The sequence below is a fragment of the Priestia sp. SIMBA_032 genome, assembly GCF_046535215.1.
Lineage (GTDB): Bacteria > Bacillota > Bacilli > Bacillales > Bacillaceae_H > Priestia > Priestia aryabhattai.
On sequence record NZ_JAWRXD010001635.1, the window covers coordinates 1 to 233 of the forward strand.

Below are 233 nucleotides of genomic sequence, written 5' to 3' on the forward strand. Positions count from 1 at the left end.
TCACCACCTCCGCTCCCGTGCTGGGAGCGGTCGCCAGGTCGGCCACCTGGATCGCGGCCGTCCCCCGGTAGAACGCGAAGGCGTCGGCGCTCATCCGCTCCACCCGGAGGTCGATCAGGTTCTGCAGGCGGTTCTCGTGCTGCGCCCGCAGTATCCCGATCGGGTCGCGGCCGGGCGATGGCGAGTAGTCCGCCTGCGCCGAGCGCGGGAGGAGACGGCGGGCGGCCCGGCCC

General features: G+C 74.2%; 1 protein-coding gene. It reads right to left on the minus strand.

Features of this window, described 5'->3' with window-relative positions; genetic code table 11:
* The coding region (locus SB717_RS39820; protein WP_410908877.1) for a DUF2252 family protein at nucleotides 1–233 on the minus strand (233 nt) is incomplete at both ends.